At 62.5% G+C, this 26,339-nt stretch carries 19 protein-coding genes, 2 pseudogenes and 1 riboswitch; of the genes and pseudogenes, 11 read left to right on the top strand and 10 right to left on the bottom strand.

Translation table 11 applies throughout. The annotated features are described in order from the left end of the window. Positions 1-46: 46 nt before the first annotated feature. The 5 genes and pseudogenes from EFD56_RS06205 to EFD56_RS06185 form a co-directional block, all read right to left on the bottom strand. Positions 47-1,267 carry an acyltransferase family protein gene (locus EFD56_RS06205; RefSeq protein ID WP_004679296.1) on the bottom strand — a complete coding sequence of 407 codons (1,221 nt, stop codon included), beginning with the start codon at positions 1,265-1,267 and terminating at the stop codon, positions 47-49. Between the two features lie 89 nt (positions 1,268-1,356). Beyond that, complete coding sequence (locus tag EFD56_RS06200; RefSeq protein WP_126904946.1) at positions 1,357-2,367, bottom strand: ABC transporter substrate-binding protein; 1,011 nt, start codon at positions 2,365-2,367, stop codon at positions 1,357-1,359. A gap of 67 nt (positions 2,368-2,434) precedes the next feature. Next, positions 2,435-3,246, bottom strand: a pseudogene (locus EFD56_RS06195) (ABC transporter ATP-binding protein). After that, a complete protein-coding gene (locus tag EFD56_RS06190) occupies positions 3,243-4,049 on the bottom strand; it encodes an ABC transporter permease (RefSeq protein WP_097602700.1) in 807 nt (268 codons plus the stop codon). Before EFD56_RS06190 ends, EFD56_RS06195 begins: the two are co-directional and overlap by 4 nt. An 11-nt stretch (positions 4,050-4,060) precedes the next feature. Further along, positions 4,061-4,264 (bottom strand): hypothetical protein, encoded by a 204-nt coding sequence (locus EFD56_RS06185; protein WP_064828625.1) that lies wholly within the window; start codon positions 4,262-4,264, stop codon positions 4,061-4,063. After that, positions 4,255-4,368, bottom strand: a riboswitch (TPP riboswitch). (Overlaps the previous gene by 10 nt.) A 330-nt stretch (positions 4,369-4,698) precedes the next feature. Between EFD56_RS06185 and soxR the strand changes: the two genes are divergently transcribed. From soxR to EFD56_RS06135, 10 genes and pseudogenes are all read left to right on the top strand, one after another. Next, positions 4,699-5,169: a redox-sensitive transcriptional activator SoxR gene (gene soxR / locus EFD56_RS06180; RefSeq protein WP_037142063.1), complete on the top strand. Its 471-nt coding sequence runs from the start codon at positions 4,699-4,701 to the stop codon at positions 5,167-5,169. Positions 5,170-5,290: 121 nt separating this feature from the next. Next, positions 5,291-6,061 (top strand): SDR family NAD(P)-dependent oxidoreductase, encoded by a 771-nt coding sequence (locus tag EFD56_RS06175; protein ID WP_126905032.1) that lies wholly within the window; start codon positions 5,291-5,293, stop codon positions 6,059-6,061. 103 nt (positions 6,062-6,164) lie between these two features. Continuing rightward, a complete protein-coding gene (locus EFD56_RS06170) occupies positions 6,165-6,506 on the top strand; it encodes an ArsR/SmtB family transcription factor (protein WP_037118026.1) in 342 nt (113 codons plus the stop codon). A gap of 75 nt (positions 6,507-6,581) precedes the next feature. After that, positions 6,582-7,475, top strand: coding sequence for a LysR family transcriptional regulator (locus EFD56_RS06165; RefSeq protein ID WP_012485454.1), 894 nt, complete (start codon positions 6,582-6,584; stop codon positions 7,473-7,475). Between the two features lie 134 nt (positions 7,476-7,609). After that, positions 7,610-8,089 carry a formate dehydrogenase subunit gamma gene (locus tag EFD56_RS06160; protein WP_126904944.1) on the top strand — a complete coding sequence of 160 codons (480 nt, stop codon included), beginning with the start codon at positions 7,610-7,612 and terminating at the stop codon, positions 8,087-8,089. Next, on the top strand, positions 8,086-9,642 hold the full coding sequence (locus EFD56_RS06155; RefSeq protein WP_126904943.1) for a formate dehydrogenase beta subunit: 1,557 nt from the start codon (positions 8,086-8,088) through the stop codon (positions 9,640-9,642). The genes EFD56_RS06160 and EFD56_RS06155 overlap by 4 nt, the downstream gene beginning before the upstream one ends. Positions 9,643-9,711: 69 nt before the next feature. Continuing rightward, positions 9,712-12,591, top strand: a complete 2,880-nt coding sequence (gene fdhF / locus EFD56_RS06150) for a formate dehydrogenase subunit alpha (protein WP_064828623.1) — start codon at positions 9,712-9,714, stop codon at positions 12,589-12,591. A 64-nt stretch (positions 12,592-12,655) separates the two neighbouring features. Beyond that, positions 12,656-13,483 carry a formate dehydrogenase accessory sulfurtransferase FdhD gene (fdhD, locus tag EFD56_RS06145; RefSeq protein ID WP_126904942.1) on the top strand — a complete coding sequence of 276 codons (828 nt, stop codon included), beginning with the start codon at positions 12,656-12,658 and terminating at the stop codon, positions 13,481-13,483. Next, on the top strand, positions 13,473-13,718 hold the full coding sequence (locus EFD56_RS06140; RefSeq protein WP_126904941.1) for a formate dehydrogenase subunit delta: 246 nt from the start codon (positions 13,473-13,475) through the stop codon (positions 13,716-13,718). The genes fdhD and EFD56_RS06140 overlap by 11 nt, the downstream gene beginning before the upstream one ends. A gap of 59 nt (positions 13,719-13,777) precedes the next feature. After that, positions 13,778-14,246: pseudogene (locus EFD56_RS06135) on the top strand (MFS transporter small subunit); the annotation flags it as partial. 95 nt (positions 14,247-14,341) lie between these two features. Here the strand turns inward: EFD56_RS06135 and EFD56_RS06130 are convergent. The 4 genes from EFD56_RS06130 to rocF all read right to left on the bottom strand — a co-directional run bounded on the left by EFD56_RS06130 (position 14,342) and on the right by rocF (position 19,240). Beyond that, the gene (locus EFD56_RS06130) at positions 14,342-16,102 is read right to left on the bottom strand and encodes a methyl-accepting chemotaxis protein (RefSeq protein WP_037142055.1); all 1,761 of its coding nucleotides are present in this window, start codon (positions 16,100-16,102) and stop codon (positions 14,342-14,344) included. Positions 16,103-16,389: 287 nt separating this feature from the next. Next, positions 16,390-16,866, bottom strand: a complete 477-nt coding sequence (locus tag EFD56_RS06125) for a chemotaxis protein CheW (protein WP_010020519.1) — start codon at positions 16,864-16,866, stop codon at positions 16,390-16,392. A 198-nt stretch (positions 16,867-17,064) separates the two neighbouring features. Further along, positions 17,065-18,264 (bottom strand): ornithine--oxo-acid transaminase, encoded by a 1,200-nt coding sequence (rocD, locus tag EFD56_RS06120; RefSeq protein ID WP_037118010.1) that lies wholly within the window; start codon positions 18,262-18,264, stop codon positions 17,065-17,067. A 40-nt stretch (positions 18,265-18,304) separates the two neighbouring features. After that, entirely contained in the window at positions 18,305-19,240 is a 936-nt protein-coding gene (gene rocF / locus EFD56_RS06115) for an arginase (RefSeq protein ID WP_016736403.1), read from the bottom strand. A gap of 122 nt (positions 19,241-19,362) precedes the next feature. Here rocF and EFD56_RS06110 point away from each other — a divergent pair, with 122 nt between their 5' ends. After that, positions 19,363-19,800: an Lrp/AsnC family transcriptional regulator gene (locus EFD56_RS06110; RefSeq protein WP_170960055.1), complete on the top strand. Its 438-nt coding sequence runs from the start codon at positions 19,363-19,365 to the stop codon at positions 19,798-19,800. Positions 19,801-19,860: 60 nt separating this feature from the next. On the opposite strand, the gene EFD56_RS06105 is transcribed toward EFD56_RS06110, so the two are convergent. Continuing rightward, complete coding sequence (locus tag EFD56_RS06105; RefSeq protein ID WP_126905031.1) at positions 19,861-26,283, bottom strand: translocation/assembly module TamB domain-containing protein; 6,423 nt, start codon at positions 26,281-26,283, stop codon at positions 19,861-19,863. Between the last annotated feature and the right edge of the window lie 56 nt (positions 26,284-26,339).

Genomic DNA, 26,339 nt, shown 5'->3' with positions numbered 1-26,339 from the left:
GTATTCCCTTTTCATCTTAATGCCTGTAGTTGAGGTGAAAACGAAATTATACTTTAAAAGGAGTAGCCCGTTCGGGTGGACGCGATGTCAGACGGTTTCCAAAGTCGATCGCCGGTCGCTCCAGTAGGTGATAGCTGAGACTGGCCACAAGAAGGACGAGAGCCGCCGTCAGTCCGCAAGATTGCAGCCAGCCGGTGACGACATTGTCCGAGGAAGCGCCGAACGAACCGGGGTCGAGTCTCTGGATCAATGTCAGGATGATCTCCTGCCAGATATAGATGCCGAACGAGATCTTGGCGAGGTAGCGGACGGGAGCGTTGTCGAGCAGCCTGCCTAGGCGATGCGAATGGCAGAGCGATACGAGCGCGGTTGCGATTGCCAGCGGAAAGACCGGAAATCCGTAGGGAATGTCGAGCCAGCCGTAAGCCTCGGCCGAACCGCCGGGCGATATGGCGAGGCGGTAGCCGGCGATGGAAAAAGCGAGAAGTGCTGTCGCATCGAACCAGAGGGAACGCCGTGCAGCCAGCATGACTTCTATGCCGGCGGCAAGCGCGCCGAGGGCGAAGACGGCGAAGAAGCCGATTGGATTGTAGTTGGGCATCCATTCCTTCGCCCCGCCCTGCAGGCCATAGGCCCAGCCGCGCCCGATGTCGTCGAGCGCAAAGAGCCTCAGGATCGCCAGGTGGGCAATGAGGACGCCGGCAAGGACGCAGAGCCAGGCGAAACGGGCCAGGAACAGGCGCTGCCGCAGCCCGGGCAGGCGAAACAGCAGGAAAAAGCAGGCCGGCAGGAGCACATAGCTGGTGACCTCAAAGGGGATGGACCAGAGCGGCCCGTCGGACTCGACGGGGAAAAACGTGCGCCAATGCCATTGGCTCATGAACAGCAGTCCGGAAACGTAGCGAAGTGCAAGCTCCGGCGTCAGCGGCAGGGCAAGCAGCGTCAGGCTGACAACGAAGCTGACGGTGGCAGCGACCCAGAAGCCGGGGGCAATACGCGCCGCCCTGCGGATGGCGTAGTTCGCAACGCTCGGCATGCCGCTGCCGGCATCGAGCGCGCGCCAGAAGGGGCGGGCCAGAAGAAAGCCGCTGAGCACGAAGAAAATGGCAACGCCGAAGTTGCCGAAGCGGAGGATATGCGCCGTCGGCGCCAATTCATCCGGAATTCGGCGCATATCCAGCCGGAGCGTGAGATGGTGAGCAAGCACCAGCAGGCAGGCCATCGCGCGCAGAAAGTCCGCTCCGGCCAGTCTCTCCTGTGGTCGCATGTCGTTTCTCACCCTGCCCGATCCGGCTCAAATCACACCAACCAAAAGCTTGCCGTGGAAGGCCGCCTCGGGCAAGGGCGGGGGCGGATTCAGCCGAGGAGTTCGTTGGTATAATAGGTGGAAAAGTCGGGTTTCTCCTTGAGCGCTGCGCCGTTCGCATCGACCAGGATGCCGTTCTCGAGCAGGAAGCCGCCGATGGCATCGGCCTTCGCCGGGTCGATGGTGCCGATGACGCCGGCCTCGGATTTGAGGAAGTGCCCCTCGATCAAAGCCTTCTGGGACGCTTTTACCAGTTCCGTATTCATTAGTGCGCCATTGCTGTTGGAAATCAGCAGGTCGCAGGCCTCGTCAGGATGGTCGACGGAATAGGCATACCCCTGGCGCGTGGCCTGGATGAAGGCGCGCGCCTGTTCTCGACTCGCTGCGAGATAGGCGTCGCTGGAAACGATGACGGTCGTCTGCTCGTCGGGAATGCCGTAATCGGAATAGTGGAAGCGGCTGATCTTGCGGTTTTCCAGCTCGGCGGCGATGCCTTCCCAGGTGTAGATCTCCAGCGTGAAATCGACCGAGCCATTGTCCAGCGCCTCGTAGGCGGAGGTGCCGAGGGTTACGGTCTTGACGTCACCCGTGCCGCCGTCGTTGCGGATCATCGCCGAGACCAGCGCGCTCTCCCAGGTGCCGCCAAAGCCGCCATAGGTCTTGCCGTCGAGATCCCTGGGGCTCTTGATGTCGTCGCGTCCGCCCTTGTAGATCAGGCGCGCGGTTTCGGTCTGGACGACGCCGTAGACCATCTTCACGTCACCACCGCCGGCGCGCTGGGTCAGAGCCTCGATCTCGCTGCTGATGCCGAAATCGGCAACCCCGTTCGACACCAGCGTGCCGGCACTGGTATCGGTAAAGGGTAGAATTTCGACATCGAGGCCGGCGGCGGCATAGAAGCCCTTCGCCTTGGCGACATAGATGCCGATATGGTTGGTGTTGGGCGTCCAGTCGAGCGCAATGCGAACCTTTGCCGGTGCCGACTGGGCGAAGGTGTTGCTGCCGGCGAGACTTGTCGCGAGGGCGGCGAGAATCGTCTGTCGACGGGTGAGAAGCAGCATGGTGACCTCCTCAGGTCTCTGAAGCATGATGCCGAAAAGTGTAAGCAGTTTCGGACGGCATCATGCTCTAACTCTTTAAATGAGAACAGGATTCAGATTTTAGGCCGGCGGCCCAAAATCATCCTGTTCTTGCGGATGAAGCAGGGTTTGCAGAATTTCGGTCTCGATCGCCTGGGCCGCCGGCGAGCCGAGATCGGCGATGCTTCTCGGGCGGGGCAAGGGAACGCGGAATTGGCGGATGATACGCGCCGGGCGGGCTGATAGCACATAGATCCGGTCGGAGAGGAACACCGCCTCGCGCACGTCGTGGGTGATCAACAAGGCCGTCCAACGATGTTGCGTCCACATGCCCTGCAGCCATTCCTGGATCTGCGTGCGTGTCAGCGCGTCCAGTGCGCCGAAAGGCTCGTCGAGCAGCAGCATGTCCTGGCTCTGGACGACGGTGCGCAATAGCGCGGCGCGCTGGCGCATGCCGCCGGAAAGTTGGGCGGGATAATGCTGTTCGAAGCCGGCAAGGCCGAAGTGCTCGAACAGCGGCGCCACAGTGGCGCGGGCCGCGCGACGGCTCATGCCGCGCACCTCCAGGCCGAGTGCGGCATTGTCGATAATCCGGCGCCAGGGCATCAGCGCATCGCGTTGCGGCATGAAGGCGAAGGAATGCGGCGCCTGTTCCAGCGGGGCGCCTTTAAAGAGCAAGGCGCCGGAATCGGGGCGCAGCGCTTGCGTCAGCAATCGCAGCACCGTCGATTTTCCGGAGCCGGAGGGACCGACGATCGAGACGAACTCGCCGGTTGCGACAGCGAGCGAAATATCGCCGAGCACCTGCATGCCGTCGAAGGATTTCGAAATCCTGCGCAGCTCGACCAGTTCATCAGTCATCGGCGGCGCTCCCCGGACGGTTGCCAAGGCATGACGAGGCGCTCGATCATCAGCGTCACTCCGAAGAGGCAGAGTGTCAGCACGGCGCTGACGACAACGGCGGCGAGGACAAGATCCGGCCGGAAATTGTTCTTGGCGTTGAGGATATAGATGCCGAGGCCGCGCGCGGCTCCCGCATATTCGGCAAAGATCGCGCCGACGACGGCATAGGTGATCGAGATTCTGAGGCCGGCGAAGAAATAGGGCAGCGACGAGGGAAGCCGGGCCAGGCGGAAAATGCGCCAGCGGCTTGCCTTCATCGAGTTCAAGAGTTCAGCGATGTCGCGGTCGGTCGCCTCATAACCCTGCAACAGGGCGACGAGCAGCGGGAAGAAGGTGACGAGCGCTACCAGCAATATCTTGGGCAACAGGCCGAAACCGAACCAGAGAACGACAAGGGGCGCGATCGCCACCAGCGGCAGGGTCTGGCTGCCAATGAAGATCGGCAGCAATGCCCGGCGCATGAAGGGCATGAAATCCATCAGGATCGACGACACGAAAGCGAAGGCGAGCGACAGGGCGAAGCCGCCGAGCGTGGCGCCGAGCGTCGGCCAGGTGTTGGATATCAGCGCTTCGCGGTTCAGCCAGCCCTGGGTAAGGATGCGCCAAGGTGCCGGCAGGATGGACGGTTTGATGCCGGAAAGATCGACATAGAGTTCCCATGCGGCCAGAAAGGCAAACCCGGCGAGCAGGGCGGGGCTCGCCCGGTACAGGGCGCCACTGAGCGCGGCAAGGCGCGAATCCGATGGTGGTGGCGATGTCATCAGCGTCGATTTCAGGCTTTCGTCCGGCTGCATGCTTCAAATCGGAAGCGGTCCAAGGATAAAATCATGCAGCAATCCAAAATGCCGCAGCCCTCATTGCGCGCTTGCAAAGTCGCGCGGCGCCACAGAGGCACAAAGCTGTTGAAGGCATCGAGCATGGCGCCGACGAAACGGCCGGACATCGGAAAGGGTGACACTTGTGCGCCGGAAAACATCTGAACCTCGCTCCGCTGGCATTACCCAGATCAGCTTTGAAGGGTCCGGAGGCTTGCGCTTCTCATCTCAGCCCCGGCAACACGGAGCTCCCCTGTTATTTCAGCGAAAATATCATCGGGATTCTCTTACCGCAACCGCAAAATCACGCATCCGTCCGTCCGGTCGGAACGGAACCGCGGACACGAAAAAACACCCGGACGGAGTCGCGTCCGGGTGTTTTCAGAGGTTCCGTACCTGCCGGGAACGGACCCCGAGCTCGTCTCCAGGCGACCTATCGCAGGACGCGGCCGGTGCGAGGACGGCAAATGCCGGCGCCGCGATTTCAGCCGGTTATCGGCCGGGGGGATCTGGCCGTCGTATCTTATGTCCTTGGGCTTTACGATCGTCGGAGCAGGCGTTATAAAACCTCAACCAATATTGAGGTCAAGAGACGATGGATGCGATTTCTGCAACGCCGTTCGGCAGGCTTCTGACGGTTGGCGAAGTGGCGGAACGCAGTGGTCTTGCCGTCTCGGCGCTGCATTTCTATGAGGCCAAGGGGCTGATTTCCAGCATCCGCACCCGCGGCAATCAGCGGCGCTACGGACGTGATGTGCTTCGCCGGCTCGGCATCATCAAGGTGGCGCAACGTGTCGGCATTCCGCTCTCAGAAATCCAGACGGCGTTCGCCTCCCTGCCGCAGGGGCGCACCCCGACGGTTGCTGACTGGCAGACGCTGTCGGCGCGCTGGAAGAACGAACTCGACGATCGAATCAGACGGCTCAGCCTGCTGCGCGACCGTCTGACCGGCTGCATCGGCTGCGGCTGTCTGTCGATCGAAAGCTGTCCGTTGCGCAATCCCTGCGATCGGCTCGGCGAGGAAGGGCCGGGGGCGCGGCTTCTGGAGATCGAGAACGAAAGCTGAGCTTCCCGCAGCCCTGGTCTCCGGCGGAAAGATCAATGCGTGCCTTTCTTTCGGCCGGCGCGCTCATATGTTAAGGGCGAAGGGCGCAACCGGCGGCATTGTCCGCGAGGAGGACGGCTTCGTGTTCCATCCGAGACTATTCGAAAATCGCAATGTCGTCGTTACCGGCGGCGGGCGGGGCATCGGCCTCGAGGTGGCCCGGCAGTTCCTGGACTGTGGCGCGAAGGTGATCGTCCATACCGGGCGCAAACCGGGACGGGATCTGCCGGATTTCCTGCTGACGGCCGAATCGGAAAGACGGGCGCTGTTGCTGCATGCCGATTTCACCGCCGCCGGCGGCGCTGCGCAATTTGCAGAGGACGCCCTCGCCTTCTTCGACAAGGTGCATGTGCTCGTCAACAATGCCGGCACCATGCTCGGCCGTTTTCCGGCCGCGACACTGACCGACGCGGATTATGAAGCGATCGTGCGGTTGAACCAGACGTCGGTGGTGGCGCTGACCCGGGCGCTGCTGCCGGCATTGAAGGCAGCCGAAGGCGCGGCCATCGTCAACACGGTTTCGATTTCAGCGCTGACCGGCGGCAGTCCCGGCTCTTCGGTCTATTCGGCCTCGAAAGCATTCGTTTCCACCTATTCCAAGGCGCTTGCCCGTGAGCTGGCGCCGGATGGCATCCGGGTCAATTGCGTCTCGCCGGGAACGATCGAAACGGATTTCCATGAGCGCTATTCCTCCCGCGAAAAGCTGGAGCAGACGAGAAAATCCATTCCCCTGCAGCGTCTCGGCACGGCCGAGGATTGTGCTCCCGCCTATCTCTTCCTGGCGGCTCCTTCCCTCTCCGGATACATTACGGGCCAAGTCCTCGAGATCAACGGCGGTCAGCTTATCTGCTGATTTACTTGGACCTTTTTTGGCATTTCGCCACAATTGACGAATTCGCTTGTGCGAATATGCTATTGTGCTGATCTACCTTTTGCTTCCCTTCCGAGATGCCGAAATGCCGTTGCCTAAACCGGAGCCGGGAATGACCGGCCAGGACTTGCACAAACTCGCTTCAAAAGCCCATGAAGCGAGCGGTCTACTGAAGGCGCTGGCGCATCAGACCCGACTTCTGATCCTCTGCATCCTCGCGAATGAGGAGCGGACGGTGGGTGAAATCGAGAATATTCTCGGCATACAACAGGCAATGGTCTCGCAGCAGCTCGCGCGTCTGAGGCTCGAAGGGCTGGTCAACACGCGCCGTCAGGGCAGGCTGGTTTATTACAGCATCGGCAATCTCAGCGTGCCTGCCTTCCTCGAATCGCTGTTCGATCTTTTTCCGGCTGTCGAAAACGGTTAAGCATGTCGGGTCGCGCGGTGGCTGCGCAGAAGATGGGCTGGATCCGGATGAAATCATACCGGGTCGGGAGACCGGATGATCGACAAGCTGGAATTCTTCATCGCCCTTGCCAATGAAAAGCATTTCGGCCGCGCTGCGGAGGAATGCGGGATTTCGCAGCCGACGCTCTCGGCCGCCATCCGCCAGCTGGAGGATCAGCTCGGTGTCATGCTCGTGCAGCGCGGGTCGCGGTTTCAGGGGCTGACGCCGGAGGGGCAGCGCGTGCTCGAGTGGGCGCGGCGCATCGTCGGCGATGCCCGCACCATGCGAGAGGAAATGCGCGCGGCGCGGCGCGGTCTTTCCGGCCACATTCGTCTCGCCGCCATTCCGACGGCCCTCGCCATGCTTTCGCGCATCACCACGCCCTTTCAGGAACGACATCCCGGCGTCACCTTCTCGATCGTCTCGCGCAATTCGCTGCAGGTGCTGAGCATGCTCGAAAATCTCGAGATCGACGCCGGCATCACCTATCTTGAAAATGAGCCGCTCGGGCGTGTGACCAGTGTTCCGCTCTATGCCGAGCGCTATCATCTGATCACGGCTGCGGGCAGCCCGCTGTCAGATCGCGACAGCGTGACCTGGAAAGAGGTCGGCGATCTTCGGCTTTGTCTATTGACTGCCGACATGCAGAACCGGCGCATCATCAACCGACACCTGACGGAAGCAGGTGCCACCGTGCATCCAACGCTCGAATCCAACTCGATGATCGTGCTGTTCTCGCATGTCAGAACTGGGCGCTGGGCAAGCATCATGCCGCGCAACGTTGCGAAATCATTTGGATTCCCAATAGAAATCCGCATGATTCCGATCGTTGAACCGGAGGCCCACCATCTGGTCGGCCTCGTCGCGCCCTATCGCGAGCCCTTCACGCCGCTCGTTTCGGCCTTGCTGCATGAAGCGCGCGTGCTCGTGCGGGATGAAGAGCTCTGATAGAAAAAACCTATCAATCCACGAGATAGCTTTATTGATCGTCGCCGGCTTCCCTGAGATGCTGCATGAGGGGATGGCCTCATGCTGGGGAGAGCGCCGTTCCGCAACGAGCAAGCGGCTGGGAGGGCTGCCTTATGACCATTCATATCGCCGGAGGCGATATCGCAGCGCGCACGCGTACCATTGTCGCCGACCTTCGCTTCCTTGAAGGACCGCTGCTTCCCATTTTGCATGAGGTTCAGCAGGAATTCGGATATGTGCCGCAGGAAGCCCTGCCCGTGATCGCGGAGGAACTGAACCTCTCGCGCGCCGAAGTGCATGGGGTGATGACCTTTTATCACGATTATCGCGATCACCCCGCCGGGCGGCATGTGCTGAAGCTCTGTCGCGCCGAGGCCTGTCAGTCGATGGGCGGCGACGCGCTGGCTGAACGTGTTAAGGCGCTGCTCGGCATCGATTTTCACCAGACGACGCTCGACGGCAGCGTGACGCTGGAGGCGGTCTATTGCCTCGGGCTCTGCGCCTGCGCCCCGTCGGCGATGCTCGACGGCGAGGTTTATGGCCGGGTCGACGATCAGCTGGCGACGGAGCTCGTTGCGGAGGCGCGCCGATGACAGTCAAGATATATGTTCCGCGCGATGCCGCTGCGCTGGCGCTCGGGGCCGAAAAGGTGGCAAAGACGATTGCCCAGGAGATCGTCGCCCGCGGCCTCGATGCCGAGATCGTGCGCAACGGCTCGCGCGGAATGTTCTGGCTGGAGCCGCTGGTCGAGGTCGAGCTTGCCGGCAAGCGCATCGGCTACGGACCGGTGAAGGCCAAGGATGTGTCCGTGCTTTTCGATGCCGGCATCGTCAATGGCGGCGATCACCCGCTCTGTCTCGGGGAGGTTGAAGACCTCCCGTTCCTGAAGCAACAGACCCGCCTGACCTTCGCCCGCTGCGGCGTCATCGATCCGCTCTCGCTTTCGGATTACGAGGCGCATGGCGGTCTTGCCGGCCTTCGCCGCGCCGTTTCGATGGCACCCGCCGAAATCGTCAAGGAAGTGACCGACTCCGGCCTGCGTGGACGCGGCGGCGCGGGTTTCCCCACAGGCATCAAGTGGAAGACCGTTCTCGATGCGCCCGGCGAACGCAAATATATCGTCTGCAATGCCGATGAGGGCGACAGCGGTACCTTTGCCGACCGGATGATCATGGAGGGTGATCCCTTCGTGCTGATCGAGGGCATGGCGATATCGGGCCTTGCGACCGGCGCCACGAAGGGCTTCATCTACACGCGTTCGGAATATCCGCATGCGATCGCTGCGATGAGTGAGGCGGTCGGCATCGCGCGGCAGGCCGGGATCCTCGGCCCGTCGGTGCTCGGCTCGGGCCGCGCTTTCGATATCGAGGTGCGCACCGGCGCCGGCGCCTATGTCTGCGGCGAGGAGACGGCCCTGCTGAACAGCCTCGAAGGCAAGCGCGGCGTCGTGCGCGCCAAGCCACCGCTGCCGGCGCATAAGGGACTATTCGACTGTCCGACCGTCATCAACAACGTGATCTCGCTCGCTTCCGTGCCCGTGATCATGGAGAAGGGTGCCGCCTTCTATCGCGATTTCGGTATGGGCCGCTCGCGCGGCACCATCCCGCTGCAGATCGCCGGTAATGTCAGATATGGCGGTCTCTACGAAACAGCCTTCGGCCTTTCGCTCGGCGATATCGTCGACAGGATCGGCGGCGGCACGGCGACGGGACGGCCGGTCAAGGCCGTGCAGGTCGGTGGGCCGCTCGGCGCCTATTTTCCGCGGACGCTGTTCGATACGCCGTTCGATTACGAAGCCTTCGCCGCCCGGGACGGGCTGATCGGCCATGCCGGCATCGTCGTGTTCGACGACACCGCCGACATGCTGAAGCAGGCACGTTTCGCGATGGAGTTTTGCGCCGTCGAAAGCTGCGGAAAGTGCACGCCCTGCCGCATCGGCTCGACGCGCGGCGTCGAGACGGCCGACAAGATCGCCCAGGGCATCGAGCCGGAGAAGAACCGCGAGCTGCTGGCCGATCTCTGCAACACGATGAAATTCGGCTCGCTTTGCGCGCTCGGCGGTTTCACGCCCTATCCCGTCATGAGTGCGATGACGCATTTCCCGGAGGATTTTTCGCGGGCGCCGATCGCGGAGGCTGCCGAGTGATGACATCCCACATGCCAGCCCGCTTCTCGCCCGACTTGCTCAATTCCATTTCCATACAGGAGACCGACCATGTCTCTCATTCATGAAATCGACTACGGCACTCCCGCTTCGAAATCGGAAACGATGGTGACGCTGACCATCGACGGGCAGCAAATCAGCGTGCCGGAGGGCACGTCCATCATGCGGGCCTCGATGGAGGCCGGGATTACGGTGCCGAAGCTCTGCGCCAGCGACATGATGGATGCCTTCGGTTCCTGCCGGCTCTGTCTCGTCGAGATCGAGGGCCGGGCCGGCACGCCTGCCTCCTGCACAACGCCGGTGGCGGCCAATATGGTGGTGCACACGCAGACGGGACGGCTGACGGACATCCGCCGCGGCGTGATGGAACTCTATATTTCCGACCACCCGCTCGACTGTCTCACCTGTGCTGCCAACGGCGACTGCGAATTGCAGGACATGGCAGGCGCCGTCGGCCTGCGCGACGTGCGCTACGGCTACGACGGCGACAACCATGTCAAAGCCCGCAACAATGGCGAGATCAATCTGAAATGGACACCGAAGGACGAGTCCAATCCCTATTTCACCTTTGACCCCTCCAAGTGCATCGTCTGTTCGCGCTGCGTGCGCGCCTGCGAGGAGGTGCAAGGCACCTTCGCGCTGACGATCGAGGGGCGCGGTTTCGGCTCCAAGGTTTCCGCGGGTGCACATGAAGCCTTTATCGATTCCGAATGTGTCTCTTGCGGCGCCTGCGTCCAGGCCTGCCCGACGGCGACGCTGACCGAGAAATCGGTGATTGCGATCGGCCAGCCCGAGCATTCGGCCATCACCACCTGCGCCTATTGCGGCGTCGGCTGTTCCTTCAAGGCGGAAATGCGCGGCGAGGAGCTGGTGCGCATGGTTCCCTGGAAGGACGGCCAGGCCAATCGTGGCCATTCCTGCGTCAAGGGTCGCTTCGCCTACGGCTATTCCAACCATAAGGATCGCATCCTCAACCCGATGATTCGCGAAAAGGTCAGCGATCCCTGGCGGGAGGTGAGCTGGGACGAGGCCTTCGCGCATGTGGCCTCGGAGTTCCGCCGCATCCAGTATCAGTATGGCCGCGAGGCGATCGGCGGCATCACCTCGTCGCGCTGCACCAACGAGGAAACCTATCTGGTGCAGAAGCTGGTCCGCGCCGGTTTCGGCAACAACAATGTCGATACCTGCGCCCGCGTTTGCCACTCGCCGACCGGCTACGGCCTCGGCCAGACATTCGGCACCTCGGCCGGCACGCAGGATTTCGACAGCGTCGAACAGTCCGATGTCGTGGTCATCATCGGCGCCAACCCGACCGACGGCCATCCGGTGTTCGCCTCACGGCTGAAGAAGCGGCTGCGCCAGGGGGCCAAGCTGATCGTTATCGATCCGCGCCGCACCGATATCGTCCGGTCGCCGCATATCGAGGCTTCCTACCACCTGCCGCTGAAACCCGGCACAAATGTCGCCGTCATGACGGCGCTGGCGCATGTAATCGTCACCGAAGGGCTCTATGACGAGACCTTCATCCGGGAGCGTTGCGACTGGTCGGAATTCGAGGACTGGGCCGCCTTCGTCGCCGAACCGGCGCACAGCCCCGAACAGACCGAGATCTTCACCGGCGTGCCGGCGGCGGATCTGCGCGGCGCGGCGAGGCTCTATGCCAAGGGCGGCAACGGCGCGATCTATTACGGTCTCGGCGTTACCGAACACAGCCAGGGTTCGACCACGGTCATCGCGATCGCCAATCTGGCAATGGCGACCGGCAATATCGGCCGTCCCGGCGTCGGCGTAAATCCGCTGCGCGGCCAGAACAACGTGCAAGGCTCCTGCGACATGGGGTCCTTCCCGCACGAGCTGCCGGGCTACCGACACATTTCCGACGATGCGACCCGTGATATCTTCGAAAAGCTCTGGGGTGTGAAGCTCAACAACGAGCCGGGCCTGCGTATTCCCAATATGCTGGATGCGGCGGTCGACGGTTCCTTCAAGGGCCTCTACGTCCAGGGCGAGGATATTCTCCAGTCCGATCCCGATACGAAACATGTCGCGGCCGGCCTTGCGGCGATGGAATGCGTCGTCGTTCAGGACCTGTTCCTCAACGAGACCGCCAACTACGCCCATGTCTTCCTGCCGGGCTCGACCTTCCTCGAGAAGGACGGCACCTTCACCAATGCCGAGCGCCGCATCAACCGCGTTCGCAAGGTGATGACGCCGCGCAACGGTTATGGCGACTGGGAGGTGACGCAGAAGCTTGCCCAGACCATGGGGCTCGACTGGAGCTACAATCATCCGTCGGAGATCATGGACGAGATCGCGGCGACGACGCCGAGTTTCGCCCTGGTCTCCTACGACTATCTCGACAAGATCGGCTCGGTGCAGTGGCCCTGCAACGAGAAGAACCCGCTCGGCTCGCCGATCATGCATGTCGACGGCTTCGTGCGCGGCAAGGGCAAGTTCATCCGCACCGAATATGTGGCGACCGACGAACGTACCGGTCCGCGTTTCCCGCTGCTGCTCACCACCGGCCGCATCCTCAGCCAATACAATGTCGGGGCGCAGACGCGGCGGACGGAGAACGTCGTCTGGCACGCGGAAGACCGGCTGGAAATCCATCCGCACGATGCCGAACAGCGCGGCGTGCGCGATGGCGACTGGGTGAAGCTCATGAGCCGCTCCGGCGACACGACGCTCCGGGCGTTGATCACCGATCGTGTTGCGCCGGGCGTCGTCTATACGACCTTCCATCATCCCAATACGCAGGCGAACGTCATCACCACCGATTTCTCCGACTGGGCGACGAACTGCCCGGAATATAAGGTGACGGCAGTCCAGGTCTCGCCTTCCAACGGGCCGAGCGACTGGCAGATGGAATATGACGAACAGGCGCGGCAATCCCGCCGCATCGCCGGCAAACTCGAGGCCGCGGAGTGATGATGGGGTGGTGGACTGGCGTCGACGGTGAGGCGGAGGCGGATGTATTTCGTCCTGTTGCCGCATGGTAGATTTCGCCACCACCGCCCGTGCCTCCGAAACCGCCCGCCGCAACGGCCTCATGCACGCCGGCTTTCGTATCGTGCCGGAGGAAGTGCCGATTGCCTTTTCCTATGGCGGCAGCGCCCATGCGGTGATGATGGCGACACCAGCCGACCTCGAGGACTTTGCCATCGGCTTCAGTCTGACCGAAGGGATCATTGCCGAGCGAGCGGAAATATCGGGCATCGAGGTCGTTGCCGGTGAGCAGGGGATCGATGTGCAGGTCAGCCTGGTCGACGACGTCGCCGACCGGCTGCGGGCACGGCGCCGCAGCATGGCGGGGCCGGTCGGCTGCGGCCTCTGCGGCATCGAATCGATCGAACAGGCGGTGCGCCCCGTGCCCGATGTCTCGGCATCACCATTGACGCTGTCGCATGCCGATATCGTTCGCGCCGTTTCGCTTCTGAACGAGGCGCAGCCGCTGCATCGCGAGACGCGGGCGGTGCATGGCGCCGCCTTCTATCGTCCCGGCAAGGGATTGCTTGCCGTGCGCGAAGATGTCGGCCGGCACAATGCGCTGGACAAGCTTTGCGGCGCCGTCATCGGCTGCGGTGAAAGTGGCGATGACGGTGCCGTCGTCGTCACCAGCCGGCTTTCCGTCGAGATGGTGCAGAAGGCTGCTATCCTCGGCAGCCCGGTGCTTGTCGCCATTTCAGCGCCGACGGCTCTGGCCATCCGTACGGCCGAAGAGGCCGGCATGACGCTCGTCGCGCTGGTGCGCGGCGAGGACTTCGAGATTTTCACCCACCCGCACCGCATCTCGTCCGGAAGCATCGCCGATGTCGCATGATACCAAGACCAAACTCGTCTATATGGCAAACCAGATCGCCACATTCTTCAAGAGCCAGCCGGCAAGCGAGGCCGTGGAGGGCGTCGCCAATCATATCAATAAATTCTGGGAGCCGCGGATGCGGCGGCAATTGTTCGAAATTCTCGAGAAGCAGGAAAACGGCCTGGATCCGCTCGTGCTTGAGGCCGTTCCCATGATCCGCAAACCGGAAGCGGAAACACACCAGATCCGGTAATCCAAAGTGGCGTATGCCGGAGGGGAGGCAGCAGCATACTGCCTGCGCCCGCGCCACCGTTCGTTCTCTCCCTCGGCATCATCCTGTCGATGTGCGGCGGCGGCTTTGCGACCATCCCCCGATATTTCGGCACCCACTTCGTCGGCGCCATTCATGGCCGGCTGCTGACGGCTTGGGCAACGGCCGGCATCGTCGGCCCCGGCGTGGTGAACGATATCCGCGAAGCACAGATCGCCGCCGGCGTACCCGGTCCGACCCTCTATACCGGCACCATGTATGTCCGCCGGCATTCGGGCTGATCGCCAATGCACTGGTCAAGCCGCTTCTCTACAAGTGTTCATGTCGGAGACGAGGTCGCGGCGCTGCAGGCGAAATCGGCGGCCATCAATGCCGGGCCGACAGGCTCCTTCGGCATCGGCTCGGGTGGGCTCGACGCCAAGGCGATGCTTTGCCTGGGCGGTTGTCGGCATTCCGCCGCTATGGGGTGTGTGGGTGACGCTGCGGGCGACCTTCGCGCTGTTCGGATAACCGCTTGGAGCGCGCCAAGGCGATATGCTGCGGCGCGCTTCCTGGTGGTCCTAAGGCGCATTGCCGGACTTGATTTTATCGAAAAGGCTCCAGGATTAGAACGCTTCCCAGCTCTCGGCGCTTGCAGCGGCAGCGCCGTGCGCCCTGGCGACGCGTGAAACGAGATGCCGCGCCGGTGAGCCGGTCGGCCTTGCCTCCTGCCTGACGGAGGGCTGGGACTGGCCCGGGAGACGAAACTTCGTCAGCAGCACACGCAGCGTCTCGGCCTCCCGTGCAAGGCTGTGGCTGGCGGCCGTGCTTTCCTCGACCATGGCGGCATTCTGCTGGGTTGCCTGATCCAGCGTGTTGACCGCCTGATTGATTTCGCTCAGTCCGGTCGCCTGTTCTCTCGACGCCTCGACGATCGCCTCGACATTACCGTTGATATCGCCGACCTGGGCGACGATCTCCTCGAGCGCCTTGCCGGTCTCGCCGACTAGACCGACACCGTTCTTGACGAGTTGGCTTGACGTGTTGATGAGCGCCTTGATCTCCTTGGCGGCGTTGGCAGAGCGCTGGGCGAGTTCACGAACCTCCTGGGCGACGACCGCGAAACCCTTGCCGGCTTCACCGGCGCGCGCCGCCTCAACGCCGGCATTCAAGGCCAGAAGATTGGTCTGGAAGGCGATATCGTCGATGACGCCGATGATGTTGTTGATTTCGCGCGAAGACTGCTCGATCTGGTCCATGGCCGCGACGGCATTGCGAACGACGGCGCCGGACTGTTCGGCGCCCTGTTTTGTCTTGGCGATGAGGCGTCCCGCCTCCCCGGCGCGGCGGCTCGAATCGTTGACCGTCGTGGTGATTTCCTCCAGGGCGGCTGCGGTTTCCTCGATCGACGCGGCCTGTTGCTCGGTCCGTTTGGAAAACGAGTCCGCCGATGATCCGATCTCGCGCGAGCCCGCGGCGATCGCTGCGGCATTTTCTCCAATCGTCTTGATGGTTTCGGCAAGGCCCGCGACCGCGGCGTTGAAATCGTGGCGCAACTGCTCCATCGAAGGAACGAAAGCCGTATCCACCGTCCTTGTCAGATCGCCTTCGGAGAGCTGATGCAACGCGCCGCCGAGCATGGAAATGGCGCTCATGCGCTGGGTGACATCGGTCGCGAATTTTACGACCTTGTAAACGTTGCCGTCGGCATCGACGATCGGATTGTAGGCTGCCTGGATCCAGATTTGCCGGCCGCCCTTGCCGAAACGCACAAATTCGTTGGCGATGAATTCGCCGCGCGCCAGCCGTCTCCAGAAGTCGGCATAATCCCCGGTGCTGGTATAGGCGGGATCGCAGAACATGCTGTGGTGCCTGCCGGTGATTTCGGCCAGCGAATATCCCATGGCGTTGCAGAAATTCTCGTTGGCGGTCAGGATTTCGCCCGTCGGAGTAAATTCAATCACAGCCTGGGAGCGTGAAATCGCCTCAAGCTTGCCAGAATCTTCGACCGCCTTCTTTTTGGCGGCGGTGATGTCGGCCGCGAATTTCACCACTTTGAAGGGTTTTCCGCCCTTGAGAACAGGATTATAGGACGCCTGGATCCATATTTCCCTATTGCCCTTGGCAAAGCGCTTGTAGGCACCGGCATCATGTTCGCCTCGTCCCAGTCGCGCCCAGAATTCGCGGTATTCCGCAGTGGCCGCATAGGCCGGCTCGCAGAACATGCTGTGATGCTTGCCAAGGATTTCGCTCAGGCTGTAGCCAAGCGCGTTGCAGAAATTCTCGTTGGCCGCCAGGATTTTTCCCTTAAGGTCGAACTCGATGATCGCCTGCGATTTGGAAATGGCGTCAAGAATGTATTTCGAATCGGGGGCTAGACCAAACATTCCTGTCCCTTTGAGATGTGCAGCTTTTGCTGCTTCGGGCTGCTAGAACGAAGCCATCGGGGTGAGGAATGCCCTGTGCCGGGGAGTTAACCCCCACCGATCGGAAACCATGTCATCCTTGTGCTTCGCATTCCATAGTGATGGAGCGTGGTTAATTTTCGATATATAAAAGCGATCGCTTATATTTCAGAAGTTGAAAATAATGACTGATGTTGCTCAGACGTGGTTGCGTCGACAAAAAAACCGCCCTTGCGGGCGGTTTTCACGATCCGAAGCATTGGGCCGATTTACGCCGCCAGTTCGTCCGTCTCATTTTCCTTGAACATCTTGGAGAGGTTCAGGAAGCAGATCATGCCGTTTTCCGACGCGATGATGCCTTCGCAATAAGCGCGGTCGAAGGAGGCGGTCACTTCAGGCACCGGCTGGACCTGGCCGGACGAAATGGTCAGAATATCCGAGACGCGGTCGACGAGCATGCCAATGACCATGCTGTGAACTTCGGCGACGACGATGGCGCTGCGTTCGTTGGCGACGGTGCTCTTCATGCCGAGCTTGTAAGCAAGGTCGATGATCGGGATCACCGAGCCGCGCAGGTTCATGACGCCGATGACATCGGCCGGCGCGTGCGGGATCGGCGTGGACGGCGCCCAGCCACGGATTTCGCGGATGGTCGTGGTCTTGACGCAGAATTCCTGATCATGCAGGCGGAAGGCAATGATCTCGAGCGTGTCGCCGCTGAAGCTAGTGGAATTGATCGTGGCCATTAGAATTCTTCCCAAATGTCATAAGCCAAAGCAGAAGCGAGTGCGCCCCCATTGGCGCTGACGCGCTTTGCCTTCACCCCACGCGATGGCTTTGCGTTCGGCGAAGCATCGTTACGGTTACGACGACATTAGCGAAAGAGTGTTGCCCAAATCTAAATCGGAAACCGGGTTGACCAGGTTTTCAGTCTCGATTTGCGATCACCCGATCGTCTTTTCGATCTGCGAGACCGCCCAGTCGACCTGTTCTCTTGAGATGATCAATGGCGGGGCGAGGCGGATCGTATGGTCGTGAGTGTCCTTGGCGAGAAGACCGCGCTCCTTCAGCGCATGGCAATATTGGCGTGCCCCGCCGGCTTCGGGCTCCAGCTCGACGGCCATCATCAGGCCGCGGCCGCGCACATCGCGGACGATGTTCGAGCGCATCGACTTCAGGCCTTCGAGGAAATAGTCGCCCATCGCGGCGGCGTTTTCGATCATGCCCTCTTCCGTCAACACCTTCAGCGCGGTGCGCGCCACGGCGCAGGCGAGTGGGTTGCCGCCGAAGGTCGAGCCGTGCTGGCCGGGTTTCAGCACCCCCAGCACCTCGGAATTCGAAAGGACCGCAGATACCGGATAGAAGCCGCCGGAGAGCGCCTTGCCGATCAGCGTCACGTCGGCCTCGATGCCTTCATGTTCCTCGGCCAGCAGCTTGCCGGTGCGGCCGAGGCCGGTCTGGATTTCGTCGAGAATGAGGGTGACGTTGTTTGTCGTGCAGAGCTCGCGGATGCGGGTGAAATAACCGGCCGGCGGAATGATGACGCCTGCTTCCCCCTGGATCGGCTCGATCAGCGCCGCCACCGTATTGACGTTGATGGCGGCGGCGAAAGCCTCGGCATCGCCGAAGGGAATGATGCGGAAGCCCGGCGTGTAGGGGCCGAAGCCGGTGCGGGCGTCGGGATCGGTGGAGAAGCTGATGATGCTCAGCGTCCGCCCATGGAAATTGTCGGCGCAGACGATGATCTCCGCCTGGCCCTCCGGCACACCCTTGACCTCGTATCCCCATTTGCGCACCGCCTTGATGGCGGTCTCCACGGCTTCAGCGCCGGAATTCATCGGCAGGATCTTGTGCGAGCCGGTGAGAGCGGCGAGCTCTTCGTAGAGATAGGCGAGCTGGTCGTTGCGGAAGGCGCGGGAGGTGAGGGTGAGCCGGCCCGCCTGCTCGATCATGGCGGCGAGGATCTTCGGATGGCAATGGCCCTGGTTGACCGCGGAATAGGCCGAGAGGCAATCAAGATAGCGGTTGCCGTCGGTATCCCAGACATAAACACCTTCGCCGCGCGTCAGCACAACGTCGAGCGGCTTGTAATTGTTGGCGCCGAGCCGCTGTTCCGTGGCGATCAATTTTTCCGAAGTGGTCATGGCGCTTTTCCCTCTGAGCCTTGTTTACGGCGCGTGCCTTCTATGCGGCACGGGTTGGACGATCGAAAATGCGGCGGCCGAAGAGACTTGCCGTCAGTTCCACCAATATCCGGGCGCTCTTGCCACGATCGTCGAGAAACGGATTGAGCTCGACGAGATCGAGCGAGGACACGAGACCGCTGTCGGACAGCATTTCCATGACCAGATGGGCCTCGCGGAAGGTCGCGCCACCGGGCACCGTCGTGCCGACGCCGGGGGCAATATCGGGATCGAGGAAATCCAGATCGAGGCTGACATGCAGCAGGCCGTTAGCCTTGGCGACGACATCGAGAATATACCGCATGATGGCGGCGATGCCCTGTTCGTCGATCGCGCGCATATCGAAGACGTTGACACCGTGTTCGTGGATTTCTTCGCGCTCGCGCGCATCGACCGAGCGGATGCCGACCTGGAAGACATGTTTCGGATCGACGAAGGGACGGTCCTTCGGCAGGATCTCGGCGAACTCCGCCTCGCCGCAGAAGAAGGCGACGGGCATGCCGTGAATATTGCCGGAGGGGGAGGTGGCCGGAGAATTGAAATCGGCATGGGCATCGAGCCAGAGCACGAAGAGCGGGCGACCCTTGTCGGCGGCATAACGGGCCATGCCGGAGACGCTGCCCATGGAAAGGCTGTGGTCGCCGCCGAGAATGAGCGGAAAGCGGCCGGAGGCGGCGACATCATAGACGCTGCTTTCGAGAGCGCGAGTGAAAGCGCCAACGGTTCTCAGATTATGGGCCTTGGGATGATTCGGCAGGTCCATCGCCGGTACGATCCTGAGATCGCCGTTATCCGCGACATCGTGGCCGAGATCGATCAGCGTCTGGTCGACGCCGGCGATGCGCAGCGCCGCGGGGCCCATGGCAGCACCTCTACGGCCGGAGCCCTCCTCCAATGGTGCGCCGATGAGGGTGACAGATCGCGATTGGATATTCATGCGAGGGCTCCGTGTTGAGGCCTGTTTCGGCCGATAGTGGGATAAAGGGCTGCCGGCAAAAAGGTGGAAAAGTGGCAGAAATGGATTATGATTGCGCAAATTGATAAAGCTATTTTGACAAAGTGATCAGCGTGGACGATCTCGACACCGAACTTCTGAGCGCCCTTCGCCACAATGCCCGGATTTCCGTTTCCTCGCTTGCGGCGATGACCGGCGCATCGCGGGCAACGGTGGCCGCCCGCATCGACCGGCTAGTCGCCAGCGGCACCATTGTCGGCTTCACCATTCGCACCAGCCATGAGACGCGCTCCGCCGGCGTACGCGCCATCGTCATGATCGAGGTGCTTGGCAAACTGGCCGACAGGGTGGCCGATCAATTGCGGGGGCTGCCGCAGGTCCGCGCCCTCCACAGCACCAATGGCAAATGGGACTTCGTCGCCGAACTCGAAGATCGCGACCTTGCCTCCTTCGACGAGACGCTGCGCCGCATTCGGCTGATCAACGGTATCAACTCGACCGAGACCAATATTCTTCTCAAGACGAGCAAGACCGGCTTCTAGAGCTTCCCAGGAAAAGTGCGAAGCGGTTTTCCGTTCCTGGATAGCAAGGGTTAAGCCGGCTCAGTACTCCCGCTCATAAACGATGCCGGCTTCGCCGGCGCCGTTGCCGCCGGCGGCGCCGCGCAGTTTGACGCCGCGGCCGACATCGAGATTGATGATCGCTTTGGCGCCGGCCGCGCCGCCCTGCTGCAGTTCGAAATAGGTGCGGTCGTTGAGGTAGCGGCCGACGCTGACGCTGGTCTGGCCCTTGGCGTCGGTGCTGACGTCGAAGTCGTCGACGCCGAGCTGGTTGCGCAGGCCTTCGAAAAGCGAGGTGGAGCGGTTGCCGGCGAGCTGGCTGACGGCATCGGCGAGCTGGGCGATCTGCACCGGCGACAGCTTCGACATCGACTGGCCGAAGATCAGCTGCGCCAGCACCTCGTCCTGCGGCAGCTGCGGCGAGGAGGAAAAGGTGATCGAAGGATCGGTGGCGAGGCCGGCCACATCGACCGTCAGGGTCGTCGTGCCGGAGGTGGAGGTGGCTTCCATATCGAGCGCCGGCGTCAGATCGCCGGCAAAGGTGATCCTGCTCTTGTCGGAGAAATCCAGACGGCGGTTGAGAATGGTCAGCCGGCCGCGGCGCATGGTGAAGCCGCCGGTGACGACGGGTACCGCGGCCGTGCCGCGGATGGTCACGCGGCCGCCGAGCTCGGCATCGATGCCGCGACCGCGCACGAAAATATGCGAGGGCGCGTCGATGTCGAGATCGAGGGTGATGACGGAGGATTTCTCACCGGTTTTCCGCTCGCCTTCATCCCTGAGCTGCGCGAGCACCGCGCGAGGCGCGTTCTTATGCCGTATGTCGATTTCGCGGAGCGAGGTCGGCAATTTTTCCGGGACGGTGATCGAGGTCTTGTCCAACCGCAATTTGCCGCTCAGCGTCGCGCTCATGATCGGCCCGCGCAAGCCCACTGTGCCGTTGACGGTCGAGACGACCAGGGTTCCGTCGACATAGACCGCCTTGTCGAGCTTGATCGAAATGTCGGCGGGAAAGCCGCCGGCCGGTTGAATGCCGATGGTGCCGCTCGCCGAAATCGTGCCGCCGCCGCCGAGATTGCCGCTGAGGCGCGATATCACCGCCTGGGTGCCGTTGAAGGTCACGGTGGCTGCGAGATTGTTGACGGCAAGATTGCGTCTGACGTCGACGAGCTTGGCACCATTGGTCGAGACCGTACCGTTGATGACGGGTGCTGCCGCCGTTCCGCCGATCGCGAGATTAACGTTTGCGATCCCGTCGGCGACCAGGCCCTGCTGCGCAAGCGGGGTGCCGAGCACCGCGAAAGGAACATTGCCGTTGAAGTGCAAGTCGAGAGCTCGATTGCCTGATATCACGACACTGCCGCCGCCCTTGAGCGACATGCCGGCGTCGCCGGCAAGACTGGTGTCGACGGTCAGCTTGCTGCCGGCCAGCTTTCCGGATGCCCCGATGCTGAGCGGCGACAGACCGGCGCCTTTCGTCTGGCTCGTCGCGGCGTTCTTCCAATCGATCTTGAAATCGACAGCGGGCGAGGACAGCGTACCGGCCGCCTTGGCGGTCGCCGAGATCGTGCCGTCGGCGCCGATTCCAGGAACAAAGCCGTTGGCGATGGCAGCCGGAACATTGGCAGCGTTTGCCGTGACGTCAATCGATCGGATCGATGTGCCCGCGATGGAAAGATTGCCGGCGGCTTTCAGCGCAATGCCGCCGCTGCCGCTGAGGTTGGCATCGAAGTCCAGCCGGTCACCGGCGTATTTTCCCGTTGCGGCCAGCGCAAGACGGGAGAGGCCGGCAGCCTTGGTATGGCTGGTCGCGGCATCCTTCCAGTCAAGCTTGAAATCGACGACCGGATTGGCCGGCGTTCCCGATGTCACGGCGCTTGCGGAAAGCATGCCTTCGGCCCCGAGACCGGGAACAAAGGCATTGGCGATATTTGCCGGCAGGGCGGGAATATCGGCATTGACCGAAAGGTCACGGATGGCCGTTCCGGCAATCGTGACGCCGCCGGTCGCCTTGGCCAGCACGCCGTCCTTGCCGGCGAGGTTGGCATCGAAATCGACCCTGTCATTGGCGAATTTGCCGGATGCCGCGGCGCTGAGACCGGAAAGACCGCTGCTTCTGGTCTGGGCGGTGGCGGCGTTCTTCCAGTCCAGCCTGAAGTCGACGGCGGGCTTGGGAAGTGCGCCCGAGGCGGATGCCGTTCCCGACACCGTGCCCTCCGCCGCAAGGCCGGGAACGAAGCCGTTGGCAAGGCCGGCGGGCAGATTGGCGAGATCGGCCTTGACGTCAAGGTTGCGGACCGAGGCGCCCGATATCGCGACACTGCCCGCAGCCTTCAGCGAGAGGCCGTCCTTGCCGCCGAGATCGGCGTTGAAATCAAGCTTGTTGTCGGCGAGGTGCCCCGATGCCGCAAGCGCGAGACCGGAAAGATGGGCCGTCCTGGTGTGGCTGGTTGCGGCATCCGTCCAGTCGAGCTTGAAATCGGCCTTCGGTGCGGCGGGTGTGCCGGCCGCGGACACGGTGCCGGATATCGTGCCGCCGGCCGCCAGTTCGGGAACGAAGGCATTGGCGAGAGCAGCGGGGACCTTGGCGATCTCGGCATCGACCTTCACGCTGTCGATTGCCGTGCCAGCGAGGGCGACATTGCCCACGGCCTTCAGTGAGAGGCCTTGATCGCCGAGGGCGGCTGCGTTGAAATCCAGTTTATTCTCGGCAAATTTTCCCGAAGTGGTAATCCCCAAAGCGGCAAGCCCGGCACGCTTGGTATGGCTCGTTGCAGCGTCTTTCCAGTTGAGGTCAAAATTGGCGGTTGGCGCCGATAGTGAGCCTGCCGCCGAGATCTTTCCCGAGACGGAGCCTTCGGCAGCGAGATCGGCGACGAAGCTGTTTGCAATGCCGGCCGGGATATTTGCCAGCGTCGCATCGACCTTGGCGGCGCCGACCGTCTTGCCGGTGACGGCGACATTGCCATTTGCCTTGAGCGAGAGGCCGCCGGCGCCGCTGACCGCAGCGTCGAAATCGAGATTATTGTCGGCGAATTTGCCGGATGCCGTCACGCCGAGACCGGCAAGGCCGGCGCGTTTCGTGTGGCTCGTGGCGGCATTTTGCCAATGCAGATCGAAATCGGCGGTCGGGGCGGCAAGCGATCCGCTCGCCGAGACCGTTCCGGAGACAAGGCCTGCCGCTGCGAGATCTGGGACGAATCCGTTTGCAACAGCTGCAGGGATATTGGCCAGTGTTGCGTCGATCCTGACGCCACTGATCGTCGCCCCTGTCATGCCGACATTGCCGTTCGCCTTAAGGGATAGGCGGTCGGCGCCGCTGACCGCGGCAGCGAAATCGAGCGCGTTGTCGGCGAATTTGCCGGACGCGGTCACATCAAGACCGGCAAGGCCACCGCGCCTGGTGTGGCTCGTCGCCGCACTCTTCCAGGCGAGAGCGAAATTGGCGGTCGGAGTCTTGAGGGAGCCGGCAGCGCTTAGCTTTCCCGAGATCGCGCCTTCGGCGGCGAGATCGGGAACAAACCCATTGGCGACACGGGCGGGCAGGTTGAGGAGATCAGCGTCGATATCGAGCACCGGCGCCGCCGGATCGGCGAGGCCGATATTGCCGGCAGCCTTGAGCGAGAGGCCGTCGGCGCTGCCGATCGTCATGTCGAAATCGAGCTTCTTGTCGGCAAATTTGCCGCCGGCGGTGATGCCGAAGGGCGCCAGCCCGGCCCCCTTGGTTGGGCCCGTCGTCGCATCCTTCCAGTCAAGCTTGAAGTCGGCGATGGGCGCGGCCGGTGTTCCCGTCACGGCGATTGTCCCGGAGATCGTGCCGCCAGCCGAAAGGTTGGGCACGAAACGGTTGGCGAGTGCTGCCGGCAGCTCCTTGATGACGGCATCGAGCTTCAGCGTCTCGCCGGCGGACCCGGTGACACTCACCGAGCCGGTGCCGGTTTTCAGCGTCAGTCCGTTCAGACTGGCGGCGCCACCGGCGATTTTGACCTGCGTCGCTGCGTCAAGTTCGATCGGGATGTTACGAGGGCTTGCCGAGAAACGATCGAGGTTCACGTCGATTGTGCCATCCGCGGTCTGGATATTGCCAGCCGCCAGCACCGGGTTGCCATCATAGGCGGCGTTGAGATCGAAGTCGGTCTGATTCTGCTGCTTGGCGAAAGCCAGCAACAGGCCGGAAAGCCTGTTTGCGCCGGCATTCACCCCCTCGGCCCGGACTGTGCCGTTGGCCGCAAGGGCGCCGAGATCGCTGACCGTGACGTCGATCTCGGGTTTGACGATGGCGAAGGTGTCGCGGCGAAGCGAAGCGCCGGTCGCCTGCAGCGTCAGGGCAATCCTGTCGCCGTCGCTTGTGATGCCGAGCGATCCCTTGAGATCGCCTTCGGCTTTCTGTCCGCCGAGGGCGGCCAACAGGCCGATATTGGGAAAATCGAAAGTGAATGCGCCCGAGGGCGTCAGGGCGGGCGAAAATTCGAGATTGCCGGTCAGCCGGTTGCCGCCGATGTCGGCGGTCAGTGCCGGAACGATCATCCTGCCGTTCTCCGAGCGGATATCGCCGTTGACGCCGATCGGCTGGCCGTCGATCGTGCCAGTCGCGGCAATCCTGCCCTGCGGCGCCTTGGGATCGGCGACGCCGGTGAGATCGACATTGAGGTTGGCGAGCATGCGATCGGCCATTTGCAGGCTGGCAGCCTTGATATTGGCTGACACGGAGAGGGCCGGCAGTTCGCCCCCGACTCTCAACGCGTAAGCTGCGCCGCCGCTGGCACCCGCCATGAGCTTGCCGACATCGGGCAGCAGGCCCGAGAGATCGGCGTTCAAAGTCGAGCCGTCGAGCGCGACGTTGCCGGCGGCTTCGAGCGTTCCGGATTTGACGACGAGGTTGGTCAGCGCCAATTTCGACGGGACGGTGCCCGCCACCTGGCTTTCGAGCGAGATTGGTCCGTCAAACCTGCTCGTTGCCGCAGCCGGCAAGGCCGCCGGTTCGACGGTCAGCTTGACATTGCCGGTCAGAGCGCGGTCTGTCAGCCGGTAGGAGCCGTTGAGGCTGCCGTTGATATTGGCGCTTTCGACGGTGGTGCCATTGAAACCAATGCTGCCGGCCGCCATCTGCAGCGGCGCGGCGATGGTAACAGGACCTTTGACCGCACGGTTGAGGTTCGGCTCGGCAAAAGTCGCGTCGCCGGCGACCAGGCGCAGCTGGATGCTGCCGGAGCGGGCGGCAAGATTGAAGGCGTCGCTCTTTGCCGTCAGCTTGACGTTGCCGATATTGGCCTGCGGCAGGGTCGCGCTGTCGAGCGAACCGCTGACGCTCAGTCGCGCCGCCTGCGCGTCGCCGGTCAGCGCCAGATTGAGGCCGGATATCTGGAAGCGAGCTTCGCCTTCGGCGAGCGGCCAGCGGAAATCGACAGGCCCGGAGGGGCCGAGCAGGTTGGCATTGAGGCTGTTGTTGCCGGCCGGATCAAGTGTGCCCGATGCGGCAATGACGACGCTGCCAGTGGCGACATTGCCCGTCTGGATATCGATCTTGCCATGATCGTTGAAGGTTGCAGCAAGATCGATATTGGTCTGGCCGGCGAAAAGCGGCCGGAATGCTGACGGCAGCAGCGAGCTCAGGTCACCGCCGCCCTTGAGGTCGAGATGGTGCAGCCCGTCGGCGGTGATCGCATGCCGGCCTTCGATTGAGGCCCGCTGTTGTCCGTCGAGCGCCGCCTGCAATTTGCCTTTCCAGTCGGATATCGGTCCTTGGCCGTCGAGGTCGATATTGACGGCAGGACTATCCGGCAGACCGAGGAAGCCTGCCAGCAGCCCGCCCTTCGGCTCGGCAAGCTGTGCCTTCAGTCGCAGCCGGTTTTCGGCCGGCGCATAAGAGATATCGGCGGTAAGCCGCGCATCCGGGACCGCGTGGCGGCTGACATTGACGATCGCTTCCCCGCCGTCGCCATTTGCGGAGAGGCTGCCTTCGGCGGCGAGCGCAAAGGCGCGCCCGGCAAAGGCTTCGGCAAGCTTGATATTGGGCAGCGTAACCTGGTCGACGTCGATCTTGATCGGCAGAGAGAAGCCGCCGGAATTTTCGGCGCCGGGCCGGGAGGGCAGAGTGCGCACCGGCTTGCGCAGCACGTCGATCGCTTCGATCTCGAAGCGCTTGGCGTGGAAGGTTCCGGTCAGCAGCGCCAGCGGATTCCAGTCGATGGCCACGCCGTGGATCTCAGCAAAAACGCCCCGCGTGTCGGACAGGGAGATTTCGGCGGCGCGAAGCCCGCCGGTCAACAGCCCTTCCGGTTCGCGCACCTCGATCGTCATGTCGCGATTGGAAAGCGTGGAGGCAATTTTTTCGGTGACGATGCGGGCGCCAAAGGAGGTGAAGCCGAAGATCGCAAGCGCTGCGACAGCGAGAATCAAGCTGGCGCCCACGACATAGCCGGTGAGCCGTATGATCCAGTTGACGATTTTTGCCAGCGTTTGCATCGGCGCGGACACTACCCCCGTTTTCATGACGGCTCACGGACCGGACATAACAGCGG

The sequence above is a fragment of the Rhizobium phaseoli genome (assembly GCF_003985125.1).
Lineage (GTDB): Bacteria > Pseudomonadota > Alphaproteobacteria > Rhizobiales > Rhizobiaceae > Rhizobium > Rhizobium phaseoli.
The sequence above is the reverse complement of the archived record's forward strand: the minus strand, read 5'-3'. Positions and strand labels throughout refer to the sequence as shown.